This is a genomic window from Sphingobium sp. IP1 (assembly GCF_002708645.1).
Classification (GTDB): Bacteria; Pseudomonadota; Alphaproteobacteria; order Sphingomonadales; family Sphingomonadaceae; genus Sphingobium; species Sphingobium yanoikuyae.
The window spans coordinates 161,997-182,960 of the sequence record NZ_NOIW01000001.1; the positions used below are offsets into that span (position 1 = coordinate 161,997).

At 65.9% G+C, this 20,964-nt stretch carries 20 protein-coding genes and 1 pseudogene; 15 read left to right on the top strand and 6 right to left on the bottom strand.

Annotated elements, in window-relative coordinates; genetic code table 11:
- Positions 1-39: 39 nt before the first annotated feature.
- Positions 40-1,334, bottom strand: a pseudogene (locus tag CG471_RS00685) (FAD/NAD(P)-binding protein).
- A gap of 209 nt (positions 1,335-1,543) precedes the next feature.
- Here CG471_RS00685 and adh point away from each other — a divergent pair.
- The 7 genes from adh (at position 1,544) to argB (ending at position 9,968) form a co-directional block, all read left to right on the top strand.
- Positions 1,544-3,064, top strand: coding sequence for an aldehyde dehydrogenase (gene adh, locus CG471_RS00690; protein WP_099229928.1), 1,521 nt, complete (start codon positions 1,544-1,546; stop codon positions 3,062-3,064).
- A gap of 138 nt (positions 3,065-3,202) precedes the next feature.
- The gene (locus tag CG471_RS00695; protein ID WP_099229892.1) at positions 3,203-3,595 is read left to right on the top strand and encodes a DUF779 domain-containing protein; all 393 of its coding nucleotides are present in this window, start codon (positions 3,203-3,205) and stop codon (positions 3,593-3,595) included.
- Positions 3,585-4,886, top strand: a complete 1,302-nt coding sequence (locus tag CG471_RS00700) for a DUF3422 domain-containing protein (RefSeq protein WP_099229894.1) — start codon at positions 3,585-3,587, stop codon at positions 4,884-4,886. The genes CG471_RS00695 and CG471_RS00700 overlap by 11 nt, the downstream gene beginning before the upstream one ends.
- A gap of 42 nt (positions 4,887-4,928) precedes the next feature.
- On the top strand, positions 4,929-6,080 hold the full coding sequence (locus tag CG471_RS00705) for an FIST N-terminal domain-containing protein (protein ID WP_048937584.1): 1,152 nt from the start codon (positions 4,929-4,931) through the stop codon (positions 6,078-6,080).
- Positions 6,077-8,326: a NahK/ErcS family hybrid sensor histidine kinase/response regulator gene (locus tag CG471_RS00710; RefSeq protein ID WP_099229896.1), complete on the top strand. Its 2,250-nt coding sequence runs from the start codon at positions 6,077-6,079 to the stop codon at positions 8,324-8,326. The genes CG471_RS00705 and CG471_RS00710 overlap by 4 nt, the downstream gene beginning before the upstream one ends.
- A 66-nt stretch (positions 8,327-8,392) precedes the next feature.
- On the top strand, positions 8,393-9,025 hold the full coding sequence (locus CG471_RS00715) for a queuosine precursor transporter (RefSeq protein ID WP_010338459.1): 633 nt from the start codon (positions 8,393-8,395) through the stop codon (positions 9,023-9,025).
- Positions 9,026-9,050: 25 nt separating this feature from the next.
- Positions 9,051-9,968 carry an acetylglutamate kinase gene (argB, locus tag CG471_RS00720; protein ID WP_004208351.1) on the top strand — a complete coding sequence of 306 codons (918 nt, stop codon included), beginning with the start codon at positions 9,051-9,053 and terminating at the stop codon, positions 9,966-9,968.
- Positions 9,969-9,976: 8 nt separating this feature from the next.
- Here the strand turns inward: argB and CG471_RS00725 are convergent, their stop codons facing one another.
- A complete protein-coding gene (locus CG471_RS00725) occupies positions 9,977-10,498 on the bottom strand; it encodes a GNAT family N-acetyltransferase (RefSeq protein WP_099229898.1) in 522 nt (173 codons plus the stop codon).
- Positions 10,499-10,658: 160 nt separating this feature from the next.
- Here CG471_RS00725 and CG471_RS00730 point away from each other — a divergent pair, with 160 nt between their 5' ends.
- The 5 genes from CG471_RS00730 (at position 10,659) to CG471_RS00750 (ending at position 13,564) form a co-directional block, all read left to right on the top strand.
- The gene (locus CG471_RS00730) at positions 10,659-10,952 is read left to right on the top strand and encodes a YggT family protein (RefSeq protein WP_004208349.1); all 294 of its coding nucleotides are present in this window, start codon (positions 10,659-10,661) and stop codon (positions 10,950-10,952) included.
- A gap of 140 nt (positions 10,953-11,092) precedes the next feature.
- Positions 11,093-11,416 carry a DUF167 family protein gene (locus CG471_RS00735; RefSeq protein ID WP_029547849.1) on the top strand — a complete coding sequence of 108 codons (324 nt, stop codon included), beginning with the start codon at positions 11,093-11,095 and terminating at the stop codon, positions 11,414-11,416.
- On the top strand, positions 11,413-12,306 hold the full coding sequence (gene folD, locus CG471_RS00740) for a bifunctional methylenetetrahydrofolate dehydrogenase/methenyltetrahydrofolate cyclohydrolase FolD (RefSeq protein WP_099229900.1): 894 nt from the start codon (positions 11,413-11,415) through the stop codon (positions 12,304-12,306). Before CG471_RS00735 ends, folD begins: the two co-directional genes overlap by 4 nt.
- A complete protein-coding gene (locus CG471_RS00745; RefSeq protein WP_099229902.1) occupies positions 12,303-12,950 on the top strand; it encodes a hypothetical protein in 648 nt (215 codons plus the stop codon). The genes folD and CG471_RS00745 overlap by 4 nt, the downstream gene beginning before the upstream one ends.
- Complete coding sequence (locus CG471_RS00750; protein ID WP_004208345.1) at positions 12,947-13,564, top strand: MarC family protein; 618 nt, start codon at positions 12,947-12,949, stop codon at positions 13,562-13,564. Before CG471_RS00745 ends, CG471_RS00750 begins: the two co-directional genes overlap by 4 nt.
- A 157-nt stretch (positions 13,565-13,721) precedes the next feature.
- On the opposite strand, the gene CG471_RS00755 is transcribed toward CG471_RS00750, so the two are convergent.
- The 4 genes from CG471_RS00755 to pedF form a co-directional block, all read right to left on the bottom strand.
- Positions 13,722-14,489: a response regulator transcription factor gene (locus tag CG471_RS00755; RefSeq protein WP_048937579.1), complete on the bottom strand. Its 768-nt coding sequence runs from the start codon at positions 14,487-14,489 to the stop codon at positions 13,722-13,724.
- Positions 14,490-14,502: 13 nt separating this feature from the next.
- Positions 14,503-16,257, bottom strand: coding sequence for a methanol/ethanol family PQQ-dependent dehydrogenase (locus CG471_RS00760; RefSeq protein ID WP_099229904.1), 1,755 nt, complete (start codon positions 16,255-16,257; stop codon positions 14,503-14,505).
- Positions 16,258-16,352: 95 nt separating this feature from the next.
- Positions 16,353-17,216: an ABC transporter substrate-binding protein gene (locus tag CG471_RS00765; protein WP_099229906.1), complete on the bottom strand. Its 864-nt coding sequence runs from the start codon at positions 17,214-17,216 to the stop codon at positions 16,353-16,355.
- 5 nt (positions 17,217-17,221) lie between these two features.
- Complete coding sequence (pedF, locus tag CG471_RS00770; RefSeq protein WP_004208341.1) at positions 17,222-17,650, bottom strand: cytochrome c-550 PedF; 429 nt, start codon at positions 17,648-17,650, stop codon at positions 17,222-17,224.
- A gap of 167 nt (positions 17,651-17,817) precedes the next feature.
- Between pedF and CG471_RS00775 the strand changes: the two genes are divergently transcribed.
- The 3 genes from CG471_RS00775 to CG471_RS00785 form a co-directional block, all read left to right on the top strand.
- Complete coding sequence (locus CG471_RS00775) at positions 17,818-18,780, top strand: PQQ-dependent catabolism-associated beta-propeller protein (protein ID WP_099229908.1); 963 nt, start codon at positions 17,818-17,820, stop codon at positions 18,778-18,780.
- Positions 18,781-18,900: 120 nt separating this feature from the next.
- Positions 18,901-20,280 carry a porin gene (locus CG471_RS00780; RefSeq protein ID WP_099229910.1) on the top strand — a complete coding sequence of 460 codons (1,380 nt, stop codon included), beginning with the start codon at positions 18,901-18,903 and terminating at the stop codon, positions 20,278-20,280.
- Between the two features lie 104 nt (positions 20,281-20,384).
- A partial coding sequence (locus CG471_RS00785) for a TonB-dependent receptor (protein WP_180275580.1) occupies positions 20,385-20,964 on the top strand: 580 nt, incomplete at its 3' end.

The window sequence follows — 20,964 nt, forward strand, 5'->3', positions numbered from 1 at the left end:
TAGAGCAACCGATCTGACGCAGTCGGATCGGAATTTGCTCTAGAGCCCTTCCGCCTCCACCCATTGCGCGCCGGTCAGCGCGCGCGCCATGTCCCAGCTATGGCGGCGGATATCCGGCACGGCGACGATCTCCCAATGGGCGCCGCGCGTCATCGGCCCGACCACCAGCAGCCGTTCCTGCGCGCTGCCGTCGCGTGCGATGGCATGGCCCTGCCGGTTGGTGTCGATGCCGATCGCCAGCGCATCGGGCCGGATTGCGCCGCGATCCGCCAGCCGGCGCAGCAGCACATCGTCGGCGCGGCCAAGGTCGGCCAGCGGCCCGGTGCAATTGACCACCCGCGCCACCCGGATATCCTGCACCTGTTCGCCGCCGCGCGGCCGCCATTGCACGATCAGTCCCTGGTCGGCGTCCTGCGCGCCGATGATCCGGCCCGCCGCGATCCGCAGCCGCCCGCTCGCCTGCATCGCGGCGATTCGTTCGGCCACCTGCGGCGCGATGCGGTGGCGATGCACGTCCCAATAGGGCCGGGCATGGCGCAGGAAGCGCGCCCGTTCGACCGGGGAGGCCGCCCGCCATATATCCTGGGTGAAGGGGCGCAGTTCATCGACCGCGCGGCGCCAGCCAACCGCCTCGGCCCGCTGGCGGATGGTGCGGACCAACCCGGCGCAATGGGCGGCGGGCCGCTCGCGCAGGGCGGGGAAGGGCGCGGCCGGCGCATGGCTGTGCGGCACCAGCCCGCGCCGCGACAGCGCCAGGATCGATCCGCGAAAGCCCGCGCTGTCCAGCGTCTGCGCGCAATCCACCGCGGTCAGGCCCGTGCCCAGTAGCAGTATCTTGTCGCTCGGCGTCAGCCCCTCGGCAATGTCCGCGCCCCAGGGTTCGGACACATAGAGCGGAGCCGCCTTGTCCCGGAATGGCGGCAGGTCATGCGGCGGCAGATTGCCCGGCGCCAGCGCCACCGCGTCGGCCGCCAGCGTCTTGCCCGACGCCAGTTCGACGACACAGCCATCGCCGGTCATGCGGATGTCGACCGCCGCGTCATCGATCACGTCCAGCCGGTCGCCCGCCTCGGCGCGGGTCTTGTCCCGCCACTCGTCTCCGCCAGCCATTGCGCGAAATGGCCCGGCTGGTCGGGAAAGGCGCTCATGTTGCCGGCGCGGACATTGAGGATATGGTCGGGCAGGGCGCTGCCGAACGCGACGCCCTTGCCCAGCCGTTCGGGCCGCCGCTCGACCAATGTCACCCGCATCGTCCCGTAGCGCAGCAGGTTGATCGCCAGCAGCGTACCGCTGAACCCGCCACCGACGATGACCAGGTGGGAAACTTGGAACATGGGGGAAATCTCTCCGGGGCAGGGAAGGGGCCTGCCAGATAGAGCAGCCCGTCGGGTCTCTGTCGAGGGGGCGGCACAGGTCGCGTCTCATGCCCGCCTCGTCCCGCAGACGGGGCGATCCGACCGAAGGTCCAATTGCACCGGCGGCCTGCTTTGCCATCTTCTGAAGGCTGAAAGACGATCACAAAATCGACCCAGGAGACAAGATGATGCTGCAACAGGCGCTGGATAAATTCGCCGGCCAGACCCTGATCCGCGACCGCTACGACAATTATATCGGCGGCCAGTGGACGGCACCGGCCAAGGGGCAATATTTCGACAATATCTCGCCGGTCACCGGCCAGGTCGTGTGCCAGGTCGCGCGCGGCACGGCCGAGGATATCGAGGCCGCGCTCGACGCCGCCCATGCCGCCAAGGACGCGTGGGGCAAGATGTCGTCGACGCAGCGATCGAACATCCTGCTCAAGATGGCCGATCGCATGGAGGCCAATCTCGACCTCATCGCGCTGGCCGAGACGATCGACAATGGCAAGCCGATCCGCGAAACCACCCATGCCGACATTCCGCTCGCCATCGATCATTTCCGCTATTTCGCCGGCTGCGCCCGCGCCCAGGAAGGATCGATCAGCGAGATCGACCATGACACCATCGCCTATCATTTCCATGAGCCGCTGGGGGTCGTCGGCCAGATCATCCCCTGGAACTTCCCGATCCTGATGGCAGTGTGGAAGCTGGCGCCTGCGCTCGCCGCCGGCAACTGCATCGTGCTCAAGCCTGCCGAGCAGACGCCGATGTCGGTGCTGGTGCTGGCGGAGATCATCGGCGACCTGCTGCCGCCGGGCGTCCTCAATATCGTCAACGGCTTCGGCGTGGAAGCGGGCAAGCCGCTGGCGTCGAACAAGCGGATAGCGAAGATCGCCTTCACCGGCGAGACCACGACCGGTCGGCTGATCATGCAATATGCGTCGGAAAACCTGATCCCCGTCACGCTGGAACTGGGCGGCAAGTCGCCCAACATCTTCTTCGAGGATGTGATGGATGCGGACGATGATTATTTCGACAAATGCCTCGAAGGCTTCGCCATGTTCGCGCTCAACCAGGGCGAGGTCTGCACCTGCCCGAGCCGTGCGCTGATCCAGGAATCGATCTACGAAAAGTTCATCGAACGGGCGATCGCGCGGGTGAAGGGGATCAAGCAGGGCAGCCCGCTCGATCCCTCGACGATGATCGGCGCCCAGGCGTCGAACGACCAGCTCGAAAAGATCCTTTCCTACATCGCGATCGGCAAGGAAGAGGGCGCACAAGTGCTGACCGGCGGCGATCGTGCCACCCATGACGGCGAGCTGGCCGATGGCTTCTATGTGACGCCCACCGTGCTCAAGGGCCATAACAGGATGCGCATCTTCCAGGAGGAGATTTTCGGCCCGGTGCTGGCCGTCACCACCTTCAAGGACGAGGCGGAGGCGCTCGCCATCGCCAATGACACGCTCTATGGCCTAGGCGCAGGCGTGTGGACCCGCGACGGCGCCCGTGCCTATCGCATGGGCCGGGGCATCCAGGCCGGTCGCGTCTGGACCAACTGCTATCATGCCTATCCGGCCCATGCGGCCTTTGGCGGCTACAAGCAGTCGGGCATCGGCCGCGAAAATCACAAGATGATGCTCGACCATTATCAGCAGACCAAGAATCTGCTGGTCAGCTACAGCCCCAAGGCGCTGGGCTTCTTCTGACGGATCCACCGCGGAGCGCCCCTTCTCTCTCCTTTCTTGGCGCTCCGCACCTTTGGCGGGCATCCTCCCCCGGATGCCCGCCAGCTTTGGTTCTGCCAGTTTTGCCTATGGCGGTTTTGGTTCTGAAGGATCGGATCGATGGCCGATTGTCCTGCTCGCATTCTCGCTACGCCAGCGGCCGAAGCGCTGATCGCGCGCCTGACCGACCAGCATGGCCCGCTGATGTTCCACCAGTCGGGCGGCTGCTGCGACGGTTCCGCGCCGATGTGCTTCCCGCGCGGCGAGTTCCGGGTCGGCCCGCAGGACGTGCTGCTGGGCCATGTCGCGGGTGATGTGCCGGTGTGGATCGGCGCGGCCCAGTTCGAATATTGGCGCCATACCCAGGTGACGATCGACGTGGTGCCGGGGCGGGGCGCCGGCATGTCGCTCGAAAGCCCGGAGGGGCAGCGCTTCATCGTCCGCTCGCGCGTCTTCACCGATGCGGAGGCGGATCTGCTGGAAGCCGCTGGAGAGCCGGCGCGTGGTGGCTGAGCGGCGCTTCACCGAACATGCGCTGCGCCCGCAGGTGGTGGGCGAGATGCAATTGCGCCGCGAGCCCGCGCTGACGGTCCCGGCACGGATGATCCAGCTTGTCCGCCTGCTCGATGCGGACGCGCGCACGGCGGAACTGGCGGCCTTGCCCGCCATGCCGGGCGATCTGCGTCCGGGGCATGACAGCCGCCATCGCGAGACCCGGCTGGGCGCCGACATCCATCTCCACTGGGAACAGCATAGCGAGGCCAGCACGGTCACCCTGGTGCGCGGCGGCAGCGACCCGGTCGGCTGGGATTTTCCCGACGCGGCCGACGCCCGTGCCGCGATCGCCTGGGCCGAATATCTGCCGGGCGCGGTGATCCGCGCCGTGCGGCTGGCGATCGTCGCGGATGAAGGCGCTGCCGCTGAGCTGGTGGCCAGTGCCGGGTTCCCGGCGGGCCAGCTCGTCACCTGTCATGTCGGTGGCGGCGCGCGCATCTGGACCGATTTCCGCATCCATGATGATGGCTATGGCCGGATGGTGGTGGCCGCCAATGGCCTGCTGCCCGGCGATCTTGCCCGCTGCGTCCAGCGGCTGCAGGAACTGGGCAATTATCGCAATCTGGCGCTGCTTGGCCTGCCGCCGGCGCGCACGGCCTGGGCCGATCTTGACTGGCTGGAACAGGCGCTGGAGCAGGTCGGCCGGGCGCTGGCCGCCGGCGAGGTGCGCGACGATGTCCTGCTGGGGCGACTGATTCAGTTGTCCGCCGACATATTGTCGATCGACAGCGGGTGCGCCTATCGGATGAGCGCGACCGCCGCCTATGGCCGGATCGTCGCCAGTCGCCTCGCCGAACTGGATGTCGTGCCGATCGCCGGTCATCGCTCGCTCGCCGACTTCACCGAAAGGCGGCTATGGCCCGCCGTGCGCACCTGCGCGGCGCTGACCGACCGGCTGGCGCTGCTCAACGGCCGCGCAGCGCAGTTCACCGCCCTGCTGCGCACCCGGATCGAAACCCATATCGAGAACCAGAATGGCCGCCTGCTCGCCTCGATGGACCGCAGCGCGCGGATGCAGCTCCAGCTTCAGCAACTGGTCGAAGGACTGTCGACGGTTGCCGTCAGCTATTATGCGCTGGGCCTGCTCTCCTATCCGCTCAAGGCGGTGGAAAAGCACTGGCCGCGCCTGTCCGCGACGCTGCTGCTGGGGCTTGCCATGCCATTCGTCGCATTGCTGGTCTTCCACCTGATCCACGGCGCCAAAAACCGGCTTGTTTCGCGTGACAGGCCGGCGGAACGCGCTACATGATAATGCCCCAAAGCATAAGAAAATGGGCGATGGGGAGAGACAATGGCGACAGGCGCAGGGGTAAGGGCAGGGATAGGATTTGCGTCCTCCCATGCCGACGATCCGTTCGAGGCGATGGCGGATCTGGTGGATCAACTCGGCACGGAGCCGCTGGCCGGCGCCGTGATCTTCTGTTCCCAGCATTATGACCGGGACAGCCTGGCGCGGGCGATCAACCTGCATAGCGAATGCACCACCGTGATCGGCTGCACCAGCTCGGGCGAACTGACCGATGCGGGCTATGATCATGACAGCCTGACCGTGATCGGCTTTCCTGCGGCCGATTTCTGCATGACCTCCCATTGTTTCGACGACATCGACAATTTCGATCCGGTCGCCGCGCGCGAAGTCGTGCGCGCGCTGGCGGCGCAGGCGGAACGGGACAGCCGCCGGCTGGGCGGGCTGGTCAATCATGTCGCGCTGTTCCTGGTCGACGGCCTCTCGCATCGGGAGGAATTGCTGACCATGACGATCCAGGATGCGCTGGGCGACATTCCGCTGATCGGCGGATCATCGGGCGACGATCTCGCCTTCCGCCAGACAGCGATCTTCGATGGCGGCCGCTTCCATGCCCGCGCCGCCGTGGTGGCGATCCTCTCCTCGACCCGGCCGATGCACGTCTTCAAGGCGCAGCATTATCAGCCTGGCGCCGCCAAGATGGTGATCACCGGCGCGATCCCGCACGAACGCATCGTGACCGAGATCAATGCAGAGCCCGCCGCCGCCGAATATCTGCGTCTGGCCGGGCATGCCGGCGAGGAATTGGGGATGGAATTTTTCGCGGCGCATCCGCCGATGGTCCGGGCCGGCGGCGAATATCATGTCCGCTCGATCCAGAGCGCCAATGCGGACGGCAGCCTGACCTTCTATTGCGCGATAGACGAGGGGATCGTCCTTAATATCGGCGAGCCGGTGGATCGGATCGCCGGCATGCGCCAGCTCTTCTCCGACCTGCATGCCCGCGTGGGCGAGGTGGATCGGATCATCGCCTTCGACTGCGTCCTCAACCGCATCGATGCCGAACAGCGCCAGATTTCGCGCGATGTTTCCGCCCTTTATGCCGGCAACCGGGTGATCGGCTTCAACACCTATGGCGAGCAATATCATGCGTTGCACGTCAACCAGACCTTCAGCGGATTGGCGATCGGCCGATGAGCGAGCTGCGCACCGCCCTTGAAACCGACGCGGAGCTGGATGCCCTGCGCGAGGAGGTGCGCAAGCTGCGCAAGATCAACGGCGCGCTGATGGATCGGGTGGAACGGTCGACCGACATGTCGGCCAACGCCTTTTCCATGTTCGAAACCGCCATCTCGCTCGAAGCCAAGGTGCGCGACCGGACGCTCCAGCTGGAGGATGCGCTGGGTCGCCTCGCCAAGGCCAATGCCGATCTGGCCGAAGCCCATGCCGATGCGGACGCCGCGCAGGTCCGCCTGCGCGATGCGATCGAATCGATCAACGAAGGCTTCGTGCTGTTCGATGCCGAAGACCGGCTGATCCTCTACAATGAAGCCTATCTCGGCTTCTGGCCGCAGGTCGCCGAACGGCTGGATCAGAATCTGACCTTCCACGACATCGCCCGCATCGCTGCCCACAGCCAGGGGCCGGCCGGGGCACAGGTCGCGCCCGATCGCTGGGTGTCGGATCGCCTGGCCAAACATGGCATCGCCGATGGTGGCCAGGTGCAGCGGCTGGCCGATGGTCGCTGGATACAGATCAACGAACTGCGCACCAGCGAAGGCGGCATCGTCGGCATCTATACCGACATTACCGAGGCGAAGGCAGAGGATGCCCGCGCCCGTGCCCGCGAACTGGCCGAACGCAACGTCGTGCTGCAATCCACGCTCGACAATCTGTCGGAGGGGGTCTGCGTGTTCGACGGCAGTGGGCAACTGGCCGCCTGGAACGATGCGCTGCGTCGGCTGCTCGCCCTGCCGGAAAATTTCGCCGGCGCGCTTGGCAGCCATGCCGAATTGCAGCGCTGGTGCCGCGAAACGCTGGCGATGGACGATCAGGGCTGTCTCGACTGGCGCGGCGGCGGCGCGGACCAGCAGGCGATGGTCTGCCTCTGCACCGCCGGGGAACGGCATTTCGAATTGCGCAGCAACGCGATGGCCGATGGCGGCCAGGTGTTCGGCTTCACCGACGTCACCGACATGCTGCGCGCCCAGGCCAGCCTTCAGGAAACGGCTGAAACGCTGGAACGGCGCGTGTCGGAACGCACCGGCGAACTGGTCGAGCTCAACCGCAAGCTGGAAGGGGAAGTGGCCGAGCGCCGCGCGATCGAGGCGGCGCTGATCGATGCCAAGATCGTCGCGGAAAAGGCGAACCTGTCCAAGACCCGCTTCCTCGCCGCCGCCAGCCATGACCTGCTCCAGCCGCTCAATGCCGCGCGGCTGTTCGTCGCGGCGCTGGGGGACCGGCGGCTGGCGCTGCCGACCCGTGCGCTGGTCAACCAGACCTCGACCGCGCTCGACTCGGTCGAGGATCTGCTGGAGGCACTGCTGGAAATCTCGCGCCTCGACGCCGGTGCGATCCAACCGGAAATCGGCCCGTTCCGCATCGACCGGCTGCTCCAGACGCTGAATGTCGAATTTGCCCCCATGGCCCGATCGGCTGGCCTTGCCTTCCGGATCGAGGCGCAGCCGCTCTGGGTCGAGACCGACCTGCGCCTGCTGCGCCGCATCCTCCAGAATTTCATCTCCAACGCCATCCGCTACACGCCGCGCGGGACGGTCTCGGTCGCCTGCATCCAGCATGACGACCGGGTGGAAATCAGCGTGACCGACAGCGGCCCCGGCATCGCGCCCGAGCAGCAGGCGCTGATCTTCGAGGAATTTCGCCGGCTCGACACCCGCAGCCAGGGCAAGGGGCTGGGCCTCGCCATCGTCAAGCGCGCCAGCGACATGCTGGGCCACCCCATTACCTTGCGCTCGCAGCCGGGGCAGGGGGCGACCTTCGCCATCGCCCTCCCCATCGGCCAGCCCCAGCGCGAGGAGGATGGCGACACCGGCCAGCCGACCCGCGACCGGTCGATGCGCGACCTGTCGGTGCTGGTGGTCGACAATGAAAAGCAGATCCAGTCGGGCATGCGCACCCTGCTCACCGGCTGGGGATGCAGCGTCGTCACCGCCGACGGCTATGACCAGGCGGCCGCCCTGTTCGCCGATGGCCGCCGGCCCGACATCATCCTGGTCGACTATCATCTCAAGGACGGGGAAACCGGCGACACGGTCATCACCCGCCTGCACGATCATTTCGGCGCCCGCATCCCCGCCGTCATGATCTCTGCCGATCGCGGCGAACCGCTCAAGACCCAGCTCGCCGCTGCCAACATCCCCCTGCTGAACAAGCCGGTAAAGCCCGCCCAGCTGCGCGCGCTGCTGCGGACCATGCTGGCCTGAAAGGGGACGGGGCAGGGCGTGCCGCGCCATCTTCCCCCGCAGGCCGAATCCCGGTAAGGGCTGGCGATGACTTCATCGCCCGCGCCGCTGACCCGCTCCCTCTTCGTCTTTTCCATCCTCTATGGCGGCATGGTCTGCATGGCCGGCGTGCTGGGGGTGAAACAGGTCGCCCTGGGGCCGCTCGCGGTGGAGGCCGGCATCTTCGCCTTCCTGCTGCTGGTCATCATTTCCAGCGCCGTGTCGGAACTGCACGGGCAAAAGACCGCGACCGCGCTGGTGCGGCTGGGCTTCGTGCCGCTGCTGGTGTCGGCCGCGCTCATTCATATCGTCATCGCCCTGCCGCATGATCCGGGCATGTATCCGCCCGCCGTCGATGCCTTCCCGATCGTCGTGGGACAGGGATCGCGCATGATGCTGGCGGGCCTCATTTCCTATGGCACGTCGCAGACGCTCAACGTCTTCATCTTCTCGCGACTGGCCGGGGGTGAAGGCCGTCTGGTCTGGCTGCGCGGCATGGTGGCCAGCGTCGTGTCGCAGATCGTCGACACCCTGCTGTTCATCACCATCTCCTTCTATGGCGAGCGTCCGATCATGGACCTGATGGTCGGGCAGATGATTACCAAGGTGCTGCTGTCGATCATCCTGGTGCCGCCGCTCATCTCGGCCGCGGTCGCATTGGGCCGTCGCCTCGATCGATAACTTGCCGTAGCGCGCATATGGGCTTATGCGCGCGCGCATGACCAGCAACTACGCCCCCGATCCCGCGCTCCTCGCGAAGGCCGAAACCCTTGTCGAGGCGCTGCCCTATATGCAGCGCTATGCGGGCAAGACCTTCGTCGTGAAATATGGCGGCCACGCCATGGGCGATCCGGAGGCTGCACGCGACTTCGCCGAGGACGTCGTCCTGATGAAGGCGGTCGGCATCAATGTCGTCGTCGTCCATGGCGGCGGGCCGCAGATCGGCGCCATGCTCAAGAAGCTGGGCGTCGAATCGCAGTTCGTGAACGGCCTGCGCGTCACCGACAAGGAAACCGCCCAGATCGCCGAAATGGTGCTGGCCGGTTCCATCAACAAGGAAATCGTCGGCTGGATCAGCGGCGCGGGCGGCCGCGCGGTCGGCATCTCGGGCAAGGATGGCGGCCTCGTCCTGTGCGAGAAGGTCGGCCACAGCCGCGCGCCCGATCCCAATTCGGGCATCGAACGCCATGTCGATCTGGGCTTCGTCGGCGATCCGGTCTCGGTCGATCGTCGCATCCTCGACACGCTGACCCAGGACGGCATCATCCCTGTGGTCGCGCCCGTGGGCATCGGCGCCGATGGCCATACCTATAATGTCAATGCCGACACCATGGCTGGCGCGATCGCCGCCGAGCTTCAGGCGTCGCGCTTCTTCCTGCTGACCGACGTGCCGGGCGTGCTGAACAAGGACAAGGAATTGCTGACCGATCTCGATCCGGCGGCGATCCATGCGCTGCAGGTGGACGGGACCATCACCGGCGGCATGATTCCGAAGCTGGAAACCTGTGTCAAGGCGGTCGAGAGCGGCGTCGACGCCGCCGTCATCCTCGATGGCCGGGTGCCGCACGCCATGCTGCTGGAAATCTTCACCGATCGCGGTGCGGGCACGCTGATCCGCAAATAAGCCCGGATTTACCGGAGCAGGATCGCCGGATCAGCCCAGTAGATGCGCTTTTCCGGCAGGGTCCGGCCGTCCGGGCCGGGCTTGTCCCAATCCTCGACCTCGACCCCGCCGCGCGAGGCATAGAAGCCGCGCGCGGCCTGGTTGTCGCTGTAGCACCACAGGAACAGGCCGGTCTGCGGCCAGCCCTCGATCGCCCATTGCGCCCCGCGCGCCAGCAATGCCGTGCCAAGGCCCGTTCCGCGCGCAGCAGGCAGGGCGTGGAGATTGTCGACCAGCGTGCCCCAGCGATCATCGGCCCCGCCGATGATGCAGGTGAAGCCCATCGGCTGCCCGTCCCGTTCGGCGATGATGATGCGCTGGCCCGGTGCCGGATGTTCGAGCCGCTGTGTCCATGTGGCCAGCCGCTCGGCCTCGATCCCGCCCGCCAGATAGGCCGGGTCCATGATATGGGCATAGGCGATGCGCCAGCTTTCCACATGCATGGCGGCGATCAGCGGGGCGTCGGCGGGGGAAGCGTCACGAAAATCCATGACCCAGCTATAGCGCGACAGGCTGGTCCCGCTACCCCTTCCTGTCGAACCGGCTTTTGCAGAACTATGGCGTCCTTTGGTGGAATAAGGGACTGTCGCGACTTGTGGCCGGCCCCATGCCTCGGCTAGAGCGAGCGCCAACCGCTCTTTCGGAGACCGCATGGCCTACGCCCTCTATCAGACCATCGTCATCCTGCTCGACGTGCTGTGGTGGATCATCATCATCCAGGCCGTCATGAGCTGGCTGATCGCCTTCAACGTCGTCAACATGGGCAGCGATTTCGTGCGCACCGTGATGGTCGCGCTCGATCGGATGACCGCGCCCATCTATAATCCGATCCGCCGGGTCATGCCCGACCTCGGCGCGCTCGACCTGACGCCGATGGTCGTCCTGCTGGGCATTCTCATCATCCGCCAGGCGATCCTGCCGCCGCTCTTCTCCAGCCTGATGTGACCGGCTGTTTGAAAAATCGCGAAAGAGCGATTTTTCAGCGCGGTACCAGCCCGCTCCCCCGCCCAACCACCCGACAGGATGACACTGGATCGGGTGGTTGGGCGGGGGAGCGGGCTGGTACCGGCTTTCTCAAACAGTCTCTGACCGGCTGGCGCCGGGACGGGGATGACCTAATTCTGGCGGTCCGTCTGACGCCCGGCGCCACGCGCGAGGATGTCGGCGGGCGCTGGACCGACGAACATGGTGCGCACTGGCTATCCGCCCGCGTGCGCGCCGTGCCGGAAAAGGGAAAGGCCAATGCGGCGCTGATCGCGCTGCTGGCCAAGCGGCTGGATTGGCCCAGGGGCGCGATTTTGCTGGAATCGGGTGATACCAACCGGCTAAAGCGATTGCGGATACAGGGCGGGGCGCAGGCGTTGGACCGGCTGACCGCCATCATCGAGACATGGATAGACGCGACATGACGATCGGCAAGATTATCGACGGCAAGGCTTTTGCGGCCGGACTGCGGGACAAGGTGGCCGATGGCGTCGCCGCCTTCGTGGAACAGACGGGCCGCAAGCCGGGCCTGGCCGTGGTGCTGGTGGGGGAAGATCCCGCGAGCAGCGTCTATGTCCGCAACAAGGGCAAGATGACGGTCGCGGCCGGCATGGAAAGCTTCGAGTTCAAGCGCCCCGACAGCATCGGCGAGGATGACCTGCTCGACCTGATCGAGGAGCTGAACCATGACGACCGGGTCGACGGCATATTGGTCCAGTTGCCGCTGCCCAGGCATATCGATGAAGCAGCGGTGATCGCCGCGATCGACCCGGCCAAGGATGTCGATGGCTTCCATGTCGTCAATACGGGGCGCCTCGCCACCGGGCAGGAGGCTTTGGTGCCCTGCACGCCGCTCGGCTGCATCATGCTGCTGAAGGACGAACTGGGCGACCTGTCGGGCATGGAGGCGGTCGTGGTCGGTCGTTCCAACATCGTCGGCAAGCCGATGGCGGCGCTGCTGCTGGCCGAAAATTGCACCGTCACCATTGCCCATAGCCGCACCCGCGACATTGCCAGCATCGTCCACCGCGCCGACATCGTGGTCGCTGCCGTCGGCCGCGCCGAAATGGTGAAGGGCGAATGGATCAAGCCGGGCGCGACGGTGATCGACGTCGGCATCAACCGCGTGGTCGATACGGAAGATGGCAAGGGCCGGATCGTCGGCGATGTCGCCACCGCCGAGGCGCTGTCGCATGTCCGTGCCATCACCCCGGTCCCCGGCGGCGTCGGCCCGATGACGATTGCGGTGCTGCTGCGCAACACGCTGGTCGCCGCCCATGCGCGCGCGGGCCTCGCCAAGCCGGAGGGGCTGTGAAGGGGCGCGGCGCGCTCCTCGCCCTCAGCCTGGTGATGCTGGTCGCGGCCAAGCCGCCGATGCGTTACCAGCCCGATCCCAGCTCGGTGATCGCGGCCGAAATCGCCTTCAACCGGCTTGCCCAGCAAAAGGGACAATGGACCGCCTTTCGCGAGACGGCGGCGGATGACGCCGTGATGTTCGTGCCGCAGCGGGTGGTGGCGAAGGACTGGCTGAAGAAGCAGGCGGACCCGCCGGCCTCGGTCAGCTGGTCGCCCTCGATCGTCTATGTCTCCTGCGACGGCCTGCTCGCCGCCAGCACCGGTAACTGGAAACGGCCGGACGGATCGGTCGGCTATTTCACCACCCTGTGGCGGCGCGACAAGAAGGGCCGCTGGCAATGGATCCTCGATCATGGCGATCGCCTGGCGACCGAACGGGACGCGCCGGAATTTCTGACCGGCAAGGTCGCGACCTGCAAGCGCGGTGCGCGGCCCGAAGGTCCACCCCCGGCAACGGGGGAGGCGCCACCGGTGCCGCAGGATGACAGCCTGATCTGGTCCGCCGATGTCGCGACCGACGGCAGCCGCCGGGTCACCGTCCGCATGTGGAACGGGACCGGCTATGATGTGGTGATCGACGACAAGGTGGGGGCGCCGTCATGATGGAATTGTTCATATCCGCTTTCGTCACCCTGTTCGTGGTGATCGATCCGCCGGGCTGCGCGCCCATCTATGCCAGCCTGACCAGCGGGGCGAGCATCGCCCAGCGCCGGTCGATGGCGATCCGTGCGGTCGGCATCGCCGCCGCCATCCTGCTGGTCTTCGCCCTGTGGGGCAAGCAGCTGCTGGGCGTGCTCGGCATCGAACTGGACAGTTTCCGTATTGCCGGCGGCATCATGCTGTTCATGATCGCGATGGACATGGTGTTCGAAAAGCGCACCCAGCGGCGCGAGGACCGGGCCCAGAAGATCGCCGAGACGCCGGAGGTGGAGGATGTCTCCGTCTTCCCGATGGCGATGCCGATGATCGCCGGGCCGGGCTCGATCGCGACCGTCATGCTGCTGATGTCGCGTGCCGACGGCATGGTCGACCGGCTGGTCGTGCTGGTGGCGGTGGCGGTGACTTTGGTGCTGATGCTGGGCGCCTTGCTGGCGGCCGGGCCGCTGATGGCGATCCTGGGCACCAAGATCGAGGCGGTGATTACCCGCCTGCTGGGCGTGCTGCTCGCCGCGCTCGCGGCGCAGTTCGTGATCGACGGGCTGAAGGCCAGCTTCTGACCCGTCCCTGCCTGTCCTACAGCCCCTGTTCCATGCTAGTCGGGAACAGGGGACGATAGGGATGGGGCGCGCAACATGATTTCCAACATCGGCATCAAAATGTCGAAATGCGCGGGAAATATGCGAAGTTAAGCGCGGGATTTCCTATTTTTCGCGCTCAATTGTCGCCATCGAAATGCACCCGGTTGGCCAGGATGACCGCCTGGGTCCGGCTGAAGACGTTGAGCTTCTGCAGAATGGCGGAGACATGCGCCTTCACCGTGGTCATCGATACGCTGAGGTCATGGGCGATCTGCTTGTTCAGCCGGCCATGGACCAGATGGGTCAGCACGATCCGCTGCTGCGGCGTCAGGCTGCCGATCCGGGTCAGGATATCGGCTTCCTCGGCGCTTTCCTGCGGCGCCTCGTCGATCGCGTCGGGCATGTAGATTTCGCCTGACACCACCCGGTGCAGCGCATCGACGATGGCGCTGCGCTTCATCGACTTGGGGATGAACCCCGCCGCGCCGGCGCCCAGCGCCTCGCGCACGATCGCCCGGTCGAACGCGCCCGACACCATCACTACCGGCAGGATCGGGTGGCGGCTGCGCAGCAGTTTCAGGCCGTCGAGCCGCTTCACGTCGGGGATATTGAGGTCGAGCAGCACCAGGTCGAAATTGGACTGTTTCTCCAGCGTCGCCAGCGCTTCCTCCAGGCTGGCCGCCTCGAAAATCTCGCAGCCGTCGAAACTGACCGCGATCACGCTGCGCAGCCCGTCGCGCACCAGCGGGTGGTCGTCGACGATCAGCACCCTTTCCATCATCGCATCACTGTCTTCGACCTGCATGTCCGCCCCCTGGCCATGATGATGGATCATAGGCGGGGGCGCGGCAAATTGCCCGCGATTTCCGCCGTGCATATGCTGTCCGCGCCCCATGACGATCATCGTCCTCGCCTCCTTATTTGGCCAGCTTGAACACCCAGAGCGAACCGCCCTGATTGATGTCCTTGAAGGACTTGGCCACTTCGCCGCCCCACAGCGGCACCGCGCCGCCCCAGCCGGACATGACGGCGACATATTGTTCGCCATCCTGTTCCCAGGTGACCGGCGATCCGACCACGCCCGACCCGGTCTGGAACTTCCACAATTCCTTGCCGGTCTTGGCGTCGAAGGCCTTCAGATAGCCTTCGGGCGTGCCGGTGAAGACCAGGTTGCCGGCGGTCGACAACACGCCGCCCCACAGCGGCGCCTTGTTCTTATATTCCCAGACGATCTTGCCGGTCTTGGGGTCCATCGCCCGCAGCGCGCCGATATGATCCTCGGCGATCGGCTTGATGGTGAAGCCCGCGCCCAGATAGGCGGCGCCCTTCTTGTAGGCGATCGGCTCGTTCCAGATGTCCATGCCCCAGTCGTTGGACGGGATGTAGAACAGGCCGGTGTCCTTGCTATAGGCCATCGGCATCCAGTTCTTGCCGCCTAAGAAGCTGGGCGAGGAGAAGACGGTGCTGCCCTTCTCGGTCGCGCTCGGCGCGCCGGGACGACCGGCCGGGATCACGATCGGCTTGCCATTCTTGTCATAGCCGCTGGCCCAGGTGGTCTGCATGACGAAGCGGTTGGCGCTGACGAACTTGCCGTTGGTCCGGTCGAGCACGAAGAAATAACCGTTGCGGTCCGCCTTGGCGCCCAGCTTCATCGGCTTGCCGTTGATCGTCGCGTCGAACGGGATGAACTCGTTGACCCCGTCGAAATCCCAGCCGTCATGCGGGGTGGTCTGGTAATGCCATTTGATCACGCCGGTTTCGGGATCGATCGCCAGCGTCGACGCGGTGTAGAGATTATCGCCGGGCCGCAAATGGCTGTTCCAGGGGGCCGGGTTGCCGGTGCCGAAATAGAGAAGATTGGTTTCCGGATCATAGGTGCCACCCAGCCAGGTTGCGCCGCCGCCGGTCTTGTAGAGATCGCCCTGCCAGGTCGCATTGAGCTTGCCGGTGATGCCGTTATCCTTGCCGCGCAGGGTGCCCATATTGCCTTCGATCACCGGGCGGTGCCAGATCAGCTCGCCGGTATCGACGTCGCGGGCCTCGACCGCGCCGACGATGCCGAACTCGCCGCCCGAATTGCCGGTGATGACCATGGACTTGACGATCAGCGGCGCGGCGGTCGCGCTATAGCCGGCCTTGTAGTCGGCGATCTGCTTGTTCCACACCACCTTGCCGGTATGGCGATTGAGCGCCACCAGCCGCGCGTCGAGCGTGGCGAAGATGATCTTGTCGCCATGGATCGCCGCGCCGCGATTGACGACGTCGCAGCAGGGCATGATGTCGTCGGGCAGGCGGGCATTATATTCCCATTTCTCCTCGCCGGTGCGGGAGTCGAAGGCATAGAGCCGCGAATAGGAACCGGTGACATAGATGGTGCCGTCATAGACCAGAGGCTGGGCCTCCTGGCCGCGCTGCTTCTCGCCGCCCAGCGACGAGGCGAAGGCGGGCACCAGCTTGCTGACGGTGTCGGTGTTGATCTGGTTGAGCGTGCTGAAACGCTGCGCCTGCGGTCCCATGCCATAGGTCAGCACGTCGCCGGTCGATGCGGCATCGTTCATCAGGTCGGCATCGGTCGGCCCGCCCGCCGCATCGGCCGCGAGCAGTGGCGCAGCCCCGGCCACCAGCGCGATCGCGGCTGCCCCCAGGAACGAACGCGTGAAACGTTCCGTCATAGTCATCCTCCCTTGTTTTCCGGCGTGATCAACGCCGTCGATGCAGCACCTTATGAGGCCCGGCGGCTGTGCCAATTGGACCTTGGGTCGCCCGTTCAGCCGGCCGCGACGGCCGGCGCATAGGCGACGCCATGGCGTTCGAAGATCGCCTTGAGCGCACCCGATTGCGTCATGTCGGCCAGGATGGTCTCGACCGCATCGCCCAGGTTCCGGCTATTCTCCTTCACCGCCATGCCGATGTCCCATCCGGCCGAGGTGAAGGCGGGCAGGGGGCTGGTGCGGCGGACGATGTTGGTGGCGCCGCTGTCGTGCAGCACCGCCTCGATCTGTGCCCGGCTGGCGAGTACGCCGTCGGCGCGGCCGTCGGTCAGCGCGGTGACGGCTTCTGTCCCGCCGGGGAAATGGACGACATCCCTGGCCAATATGCCGCCGAATGTGCCGATCAGGTAGAAATCGGGAATGGAGTCGATCTCGACCGCCAGCCGCTTGCCGCGATATTGGGTCGGCGGCGCGTTGACGTCGATCTCGCTTTTGACCGCCGCAAACTGGAAGCTTTCGCGATAATAAGGCGCGATGATCGCGACCTGATCGTTGCGTGCGGCGAAAGTCCGGTCGAACGGCACGTGCAGCATGATGTCGGCCGGCTGGAAGCCCAGCAGGCCGCCCTTCCACACCCCGTTGCGCAGGTCGTCGTCGGCGCTTTCGTCGGCGACCAGTTCGGCAATGTCGGCGCGCACGCCCAGCCCCTTGGCCAGCGCCTGGGCCAGATCGACGTCGATCCCGGTCAGCTTGCCATCCTTGCGCCAGGACCAGGGGCGGTTGTCCTTATAGACTGCGACCCGAAGGACACCCAATTCCCTGACCTTGCCGAGCGGTGCGGCCTTTGCGGCCTGCCCGCTCGAAATATAGCCAATCAGCGCGGCGGCCGCCGCGCTGCTCAAGAAGGCGCGGCGATCCATCGCGGTCACTCCTGATGCTTGGTTTCGAGCCAGGCGCGGATCGCCCATCCGGCCTTCTGTCCCAGCACGTCGCCGAAGGGCGGCATATAGACCTTGCCGTCATGGCTGGAGCCATGCTGGTAACGCTGGATGAACCATTCATCGCCGCTGTCGCCGACTTCCAGATAGCGCAGGTCCGGCGCGATGCCGCCGCTTTCCGCGTCCAGCCCGTGGCAGCGCGCGCAATTCTGGCCATAGGCGGATTCGCCGATCTTGGCCGCCGTGGCATTGCCGCGATAGGGATTGTGCTGAACCCAGTCGGCGCCGATTTCCGGCAGGGCCGACGTGTCGACCGCCTGCGGCGTGACATTGCCATGCGCCATCAGTGCCGATGTGATCGATGCGCCCGCCAGGCAGGCCGCGCCGAACAATGCGATCCGTCCGTAATTCCTCATCCCAAACCCTCGTCTGTGCCGCGTGCCTGTGCTGGCCGCATGTCGTCCCTGTCGCTGACGACTGTAGGGGAGGGCGGGGACGGCCCCCATTGGCCATTGGTACAATCCCGCCGCGACGGACCGGGGGCTAATCCGCTATCAGGCCAAAAGGACGAGAGGATGCGGGCATGATGAAGGGCGTGATTGCGGGGCTTGCGCTGGCGGCGGCGATCCCGTCCGTCCAGGCCGAGACGCTCTATGTCTCCAACGAACGCGGCAACAGCATCAGCGTCATCGATGCCGCCACGATGCAGACGGTCGCGACCTGGCCGGTGGGCGGACGGCCGCGCGGCATCACCCTCACCAAGGACGGCAAATATATCCTGCTCTGCGCCAGCAACGACCATGCGGTGCAGATGATCGACCGCGCGACCGGCAAGGTCGTCGCGGACCTGCCATCGGGGCAGGATCCCGAGCAATTCTTCCTGTCGCGCGATGGCCGGACCTTGTTCGTCGCCAATGAGGATAATGCCGCGCTGACCGCGATCGACCTCGACAGCCGCAAGGTCGCCTTCCAGGTCGATGTCGGCAAGGAGCCCGAGGGCGTGGCGCAAAGCCCCGACGGCAAATGGGTGGTGGTGACATCGGAGGATGACGGCGTCGTCAACTGGATCGACCTGGCGAACAAGACGATGGTCGACGCGACCGAGACTGATCAGCGCCCCCGCCATGTCGAATTTACCGCCGATGGCAAGGAGCTGTGGATCGCGGCGGAGATGGGCGGCACGGTGCAGATTGCCGATCCGACCACGCGCAAGATCGTCGATACGCTGCATTTCGCCATTCCTGGCGTGCAGGATTATCAGCTATTGCCCTGCGGCATCCGTTTCACGCCGGACGGCAAGACGGCGGTCGTGGCGCTCGGCCGTGCCAACCATGTCGCGCTGGTCGATGTCGTCACCCGCAAGGTTCGCGCCTATGTGCCGGTCGGCAAGCGGGTCTGGCATGTCGCCGTCAGCCCGGACGGCGCGCGCGCTTTTGCCGCCAATGGCCTTTCGGACAATGTTTCGGTGATCGACCTGGCCGCCGGCAAGGTCGTCGGCACGGTGGCGGTCGGCGCCGGGCCGTGGGGCATCGCCGTCGCGCCCTGACCAAAAGTATAGCGAGGTGCGCGGAGGGAGGACGAGAACCAAAGTCCAATTTCGGCCGCCATCGCCGCCGCCCACTCTTCCCGACAGCCGGCACGACCGGCGCACAAGAGGGAGGATGAGATGGCACGGGGAACATTCCTCGGCAGCGCCGCCATGGCGTTGCTGTTCGTCGCAGGGGCAACGCCGGCCAGCGCCGGCACGACGACGGAGCTGCTGAAAAGGCTGCATGAAAAGGGGATCCTCACCGACGAGGAATATGCCCAGCTGGCAAAGGAAGATGCTGCGGCGCCGGCCGCTGCCGCTGCGCCCGCCGCCTCGGACGGGAAGCCCGTGGTACGCGTCGCCGACAGCGGCGTCGGCTTCGAGGTGGGCGATGTCACGGTCAAGATGTCCGGATCGGTGAACGGTTTCTACACCCATGAAAATGGCCAGGCGGCGGGGCCGAATACCGATGTCGTCGGCGGCGTGGTGCCGGTTGGCGGCAATAGTTCGGCGATCCGCAACGGCCTGTTGCCCGGCTATCTGAAGTTCGACGTCACCACCAACCAGGGTGGCTGGGACGTCGGCGCCCATTTCGGCATGTATCCCGGCATCAACAGCGCCGATTATTCCGTCGGCGGCGGCGCCAATGCCGGCGGCCGGCCGGTGGCGCTGCAGACCGCCGGCATCGATTTCCGCCAGACCTACATGACCATCGGCCGATCGGGGCTGGGCGAGTTCAAGCTGGGTCGCGACATCGGCCTGTTCGGCTCGGAAGGCATATTGAACGACATCACTTTGCTGTCGGTCGGGTCGAGCGGCGGCAATGTCGCGCCGTCCAACACTTCGCTCGGCCGCATCGGCATTGGCTATATCTACACGGACTTCCAGCCGCAGATCACTTATACCTCGCCCAGCCTGTCGGGCTTCCAGGTCTCGGTCGGCGTCTTCCAGCCGCTCGAATCGCTGACGGGGCCGGGTGAAAGCAACAAGTCGCCCGGCTTTCAGGGCAAGATCGTCTATGACGGCAAGTTCGGCGACTTCTCGGCCCGCGCCTGGCTGTCGGGGATTACCCAACGGCATAATCGCGTCGACGGCATTTCCTATACCGGCAGCGGTTTCGATACCGGTGCCAAGATCGGCTACGGCCCGATCGTCCTCACCGGCTATTATTATAATGGCTCGGGGCTGGGCACGACGGCGCTCAACCTGTTCGACACCGATGCCGCCGGCAACAAGCGCGACAGCGACGGCTTCTATCTTCAGGGGCTGGCGACCTTCGGCAAATTCTCGGTCGGCGGCAGCTATGGCGAGAGCAATCTCCATTATGCCAATGCCGCCGATGCGCTCGCCAACCCGACGCTTATCCGCAAGAACAGCAGTTGGGTGGGGCAGGGCCGTTATGGCCTGACCAGCTGGGTGACGCTGATCGGCGAATATATCCACAGCACGTCCAAGGCGCATAACGGCAATGAGGCGGAGGGCGACACGATCGCCGCCGGCGCCATCCTCTTCTTCTGAGCGGGAGAAGGGCCATCGGCCCAAAGGCCAATGTTCCGGCAAGGGGCGGCATCCTATCGAAGGGATGCCGCCCCTTCGCATGACGGGACGGCAGGGGAGGATATATGCGCAGAACAAAATGGCTCGCGCTTGGCATGGCAATGGCGCCCTTCGCGGCGCAGGCGGAAACACCCGATGACGCTGGCGAGGCGATGGCCGCCGCGTCGATCATCGTAACCGGCACGGGCCTAAGCCTGCCGCCGGGCACGCCGGCCTATGGCTCTGTGGTGATCGACCGGGATCGGCTGACGGATGCGGCGTCGGGTCGGATCGAGAGCGTGCTGGCCGATGTCGCGGGCTTCCAGCAGTTCCGCCGCTCTGATAGTCGCGCCTCCAATCCCTCGAACCAGGGCGCCACGCTGCGCGCGCTGGGCGGCAATGCGTCGAGCCGGACGCTGGTGCTGCTTGATGGCGTGCCGGTGGCCGATCCCTTCTTCGGCTATATCCCCTTTTCGGCTTTGGTGCCCGACCGGCTGGCGCTGGTGCGGGTGACGCGCGGCGGGGGCAGTGGCGCGTTCGGCGCGGGCGCGGTCGCCGGCACGATCGAACTGGCCAGCGCCACCCGCGACCAGATGCCGCACTTCGGCGCCAGCGCCTTCTATGGCAGCAGGGATGCGACCGAGCTGTCCGCCAGCATCGCGCCGG

What these genes read in the sequence shown, in the direction of transcription:
- CG471_RS00765 (WP_099229906.1), bottom strand. Translation starts at nt 17,216, where the DNA reads ATGGATCGCCGCGCCTTCTTGAGCAGCGCGGCGGCCGCCGCGCTGATT.
- CG471_RS00725 (WP_099229898.1), bottom strand. Translation starts at nt 10,498, where the DNA reads ATGGATTTTCGTGACGCTTCCCCCGCCGACGCCCCGCTGATCGCCGCC.
- CG471_RS00705 (WP_048937584.1), top strand. Translation starts at nt 4,929, where the DNA reads ATGGCGACAGGCGCAGGGGTAAGGGCAGGGATAGGATTTGCGTCCTCC.
- CG471_RS00710 (WP_099229896.1), top strand. Translation starts at nt 6,077, where the DNA reads ATGAGCGAGCTGCGCACCGCCCTTGAAACCGACGCGGAGCTGGATGCC.
- CG471_RS00715 (WP_010338459.1), top strand. Translation starts at nt 8,393, where the DNA reads ATGACTTCATCGCCCGCGCCGCTGACCCGCTCCCTCTTCGTCTTTTCC.
- adh (WP_099229928.1), top strand. Translation starts at nt 1,544, where the DNA reads ATGCTGCAACAGGCGCTGGATAAATTCGCCGGCCAGACCCTGATCCGC.
- folD (WP_099229900.1), top strand. Translation starts at nt 11,413, where the DNA reads ATGACGATCGGCAAGATTATCGACGGCAAGGCTTTTGCGGCCGGACTG.
- CG471_RS00780 (WP_099229910.1), top strand. Translation starts at nt 18,901, where the DNA reads ATGGCACGGGGAACATTCCTCGGCAGCGCCGCCATGGCGTTGCTGTTC.
- CG471_RS00730 (WP_004208349.1), top strand. Translation starts at nt 10,659, where the DNA reads ATGGCCTACGCCCTCTATCAGACCATCGTCATCCTGCTCGACGTGCTG.
- pedF (WP_004208341.1), bottom strand. Translation starts at nt 17,650, where the DNA reads ATGAGGAATTACGGACGGATCGCATTGTTCGGCGCGGCCTGCCTGGCG.
- CG471_RS00750 (WP_004208345.1), top strand. Translation starts at nt 12,947, where the DNA reads ATGATGGAATTGTTCATATCCGCTTTCGTCACCCTGTTCGTGGTGATC.
- CG471_RS00695 (WP_099229892.1), top strand. Translation starts at nt 3,203, where the DNA reads ATGGCCGATTGTCCTGCTCGCATTCTCGCTACGCCAGCGGCCGAAGCG.
- CG471_RS00760 (WP_099229904.1), bottom strand. Translation starts at nt 16,257, where the DNA reads ATGACGGAACGTTTCACGCGTTCGTTCCTGGGGGCAGCCGCGATCGCG.
- argB (WP_004208351.1), top strand. Translation starts at nt 9,051, where the DNA reads ATGCGCGCGCGCATGACCAGCAACTACGCCCCCGATCCCGCGCTCCTC.
- CG471_RS00775 (WP_099229908.1), top strand. Translation starts at nt 17,818, where the DNA reads ATGATGAAGGGCGTGATTGCGGGGCTTGCGCTGGCGGCGGCGATCCCG.
- CG471_RS00755 (WP_048937579.1), bottom strand. Translation starts at nt 14,489, where the DNA reads ATGATCGTCATGGGGCGCGGACAGCATATGCACGGCGGAAATCGCGGG.